Consider the following 3,183-nt stretch of genomic DNA (forward strand, 5'->3'; position numbering starts at 1 on the left):
TTTTTACCCCGCCTTTTTCTCCAGCTTTACTTCAAAAACCTTCCTGCATACCGGGCATTTGATTTCAACATCAGCGTAATCGGCATCAAATACCCTGTGATTGCAGTGAGGGCAGCGGACTGTGTACTGTTTCTTACTCACCATCCCTCACCTCCGGTTTCTTAGGCTTCATGTGGCTTGCCATCTTCATCATCACAGGCTCTAAAATCTCTCCAACCATGTAATGAACCATTGGTGAGTAATTCTCCTTTGTTTCGTCAAACAGCTTGGAAAGAAGGCCATATAGATTCTTTATGTCCTCGTCTGTGGCATCTGCGGTACTGATTTCAATAAAAATCTTGGTTCCGTCACGCTTGGCAATATGGTCGCTCACATACTTCTCCAGAGCGTATCTTGCTATGCTTGATGTGGTAACGCTTGCCTCCGGCATTTGTGCTTGAAGCTCACCAATAATCGCATCCAATTCATCCGACTGCATTTTTGTAAGCCTTACCCGTAACATACTATCCTTTTCTGTAGACATTATTGCACCTCCTGTATTTCTTGTTGGTTTTATTGTATCACATTGTAATACATATTGTCAAGCATAGATAAAAGAAAACCTGGCTTGTCTTTTTTAGGTTAGCCAGGCTATCTCTCGGTATTTGTCTTCAATTACATGTTTTATATTTATTAAGAAATGAAAACATCATTCGCTGTTGTGTAATTTATTTTTTTATTCAACAATAATCCCTACTGCAACCTTTTTATTGCCCTCAAAAAGCTCAAATTGATTCCCTTTTACTAGATAATCAATTGGTGCATACTCAGATAAAAATGTAAAATCAACTATAGCACTATGATTTTTATCAACTTCAGAGCATACAAAATCAGCACTCCAATATTCACCATTTTTCCCTTTCATATTTTTAAATTTTACTATAGGACAATATCGTGTTCCTGCAAGAGGGGGATGCTTTCTCCCGCCATCTGAATATGAAATCCATGTAATCTGTGCTTTTACTGTTTTTTCATTATCGTAATACCTCCTTAATAGATTGGATGATACTATTAATAAGATCTCGTTCAGCACAATATGCTGGTCCAATATTGTCTAGTTTTTCAACGAAGTACATTTGCCTTAGAGAGTCTGTAGGAACTTCAATTTCTACTATTTTGTAATTTCCATCAGGATAGAATGCTTTGCCCCATTCGACTGCGTCTTTAGTATTGGTTGCAAACCATTTGGAATCCATAGCTCTATCATATTCAGTAAACTGTCTATTACTCATTAAAGATTCGTATTCCCCTTCACTCATCACCCTATAAAGCTTTGTAGTCTTAGGCGTTCCCTTTAACCTAAATTTGCCTCTAAAATCTCTATTAAGTTTAAGCTTAAGTTTAATATAAGGATTGTTGTTAGGCTTAACAATACCATCAGATTCAATAATTTCATAACGGCTAATCATTTTTCCGTTACTATCTGTCTTATAAATTTCCGGTCTATTAAGTGTTGAGCGATAACTGTTCCCCAAAACTGCAGCGTAGCCAGATAAAGCCGTTCCATATGCAATAACATGTGCTCTGTGGTCCGCATCTATCGATTCAATACTATTTAACTCATAATAAAGAAGGTCTCCCCATCCGTTTCTCCTTGCACTCTCTGCTTCTACTTGCTGCTTTACATTAAAAAATGTTTTTGCAACATCCTTGTCTCTTACATCAAAACCAACGTCCCTCAAGATTCTTGCTAAAGGCATTATGACTTCTTCATCAGAAAGACCACCTTTAACAAACGGATTCGGATTCCATCCTAAATCAAAAGCCAGAGATTCTACAAGATACGGAAATCTATACTCTTCAGTTTGGGCATTAATACTTATTACAGGTTTTGCTTCTGTTCTGAAATCCTTTCCATACACCATGAGACCATATGCCACATCAGTTTGTGCATATTCCCACCTTGCTTGTTCTGCCAAATAATAAGAATCACGAGTAAGTTGCATTCTTGCCTCTTGCGAAATATCACCACGAATTGCATAAAAAACCATTTGATTAGCTTGCATAAGTCTATATTCCGCAAGTTTTCCAGCACCTGTATCTTTTAATATAAATTCATCTAAAGGTTCACTATATCCACTTGATTTATATAAATGATACGATATTTTTGATTCCAAATGCCCTGTTAGGTCATAGTATATGAGCGGATTATTCTTCACATACACATACAAATTCAAGCTAAGCGGGTCATTTGGGTCTCCCCTGTATGTATCCTCTTGCAAAAATCTTGCTATCTTCGGATCATACATCCTTGCATTTAGGTAATACAGCCCTGTTTCCTCATCATACTGATAACCGGCATACCTTATGTTGTTGTTGATCGGTGTTGTTGTCAGATTTCCATTGGCATCATAGTACTTTTCCTCTTCTATATTACCAAATGCATCATAGTAGTATGTTGCACGTAACACTCCTGTATTTGCATCCACGAGAGCTGTTACGTCTGCATGTCCGTTGTACAGGTAATATAAGCTAAGTCCATCTGCCTGTCTCATCAGAAGGTTCGTTCCATAAATATTCCTTCCGACTTGGTTTCCTGAACCGTCCAGCTCAAGTACTACCTTGTCATACTCGTATATATACTTTGTCAAGGTTCCGTCTACATACTTGCTTACTCTTAGTCCATCGCCGCTGTATGTATATGTTACTGTCTTTCCTCCGACTGTCGCACTTATCATCCTGTTTAGCAAATCATAGCTGTAGCTTGCTGTCTGCTCCGTTGTTGAGCCTTTTACTGTATACACCTCTGTCTGATTGCCGTTTTCATCATAACGATAGCTCTGTATTTGGGTCTCTACACCTGTTGTCTCAATTCTCTCAAGCCTGTTCTGCTTATCGTAGACATAGGTGTTGAATATTTGCACTGTTCCATTTTGACTTATTTTCTCTGTTTCTCTATTTCCTGCAACATCGTACTCGTACACTGTGACTCTGCCATTTGACTCACTTACCGTCTCCAGTCGGTTCAATGCATCATATTCATAATCTGTTATCCTTGTTCCACCAACCAGGTTCTCAATCTTTTTAGTTTGATTATTTGCTTCATCATAAGTATACTCATACTTTTCAATTACAGTCTCTACTGTAGGAGCTCCCTGATTAACTACCTTTACCTTCCGGTTAATAAGGGTATCAAGCATTCCA

Annotated in this window: 4 protein-coding genes; all 4 read right to left on the reverse strand. The window is 38.1% G+C overall.

The genetic code is table 11. The features are described 5' to 3' along the window. Positions 1–3: 3 nt before the first annotated feature. Positions 4–144, reverse strand: coding sequence for a hypothetical protein (locus JCM21531_RS19070; RefSeq protein ID WP_003519487.1), 141 nt, complete (start codon positions 142–144; stop codon positions 4–6). After that, the gene (locus JCM21531_RS16775) at positions 134–523 is read right to left on the reverse strand and encodes a hypothetical protein (RefSeq protein WP_038291529.1); all 390 of its coding nucleotides are present in this window, start codon (positions 521–523) and stop codon (positions 134–136) included. The genes JCM21531_RS19070 and JCM21531_RS16775 overlap by 11 nt, the downstream gene beginning before the upstream one ends. A gap of 192 nt (positions 524–715) precedes the next feature. After that, positions 716–1,072: a hypothetical protein gene (locus JCM21531_RS18815; RefSeq protein ID WP_131464569.1), complete on the reverse strand. Its 357-nt coding sequence runs from the start codon at positions 1,070–1,072 to the stop codon at positions 716–718. Beyond that, a partial coding sequence (locus JCM21531_RS16785) for an RHS repeat domain-containing protein (protein ID WP_162149331.1) occupies positions 1,014–3,183 on the reverse strand: 2,170 nt, incomplete at its 5' end. The genes JCM21531_RS16785 and JCM21531_RS18815, both read right to left, overlap by 59 nt.

The organism is Acetivibrio straminisolvens JCM 21531 (assembly GCF_000521465.1).
In the GTDB taxonomy this organism is placed as follows: Bacteria; Bacillota; Clostridia; order Acetivibrionales; family Acetivibrionaceae; genus Hungateiclostridium; species Hungateiclostridium straminisolvens.

Excerpts from the sequence above, each read along its gene's own strand:
- JCM21531_RS19070 (WP_003519487.1), bottom strand. The coding sequence starts at position 144 with ATGGTGAGTAAGAAACAGTACACAGTCCGCTGCCCTCACTGCAATCAC.
- JCM21531_RS16775 (WP_038291529.1), bottom strand. The coding sequence starts at position 523 with ATGTCTACAGAAAAGGATAGTATGTTACGGGTAAGGCTTACAAAAATG.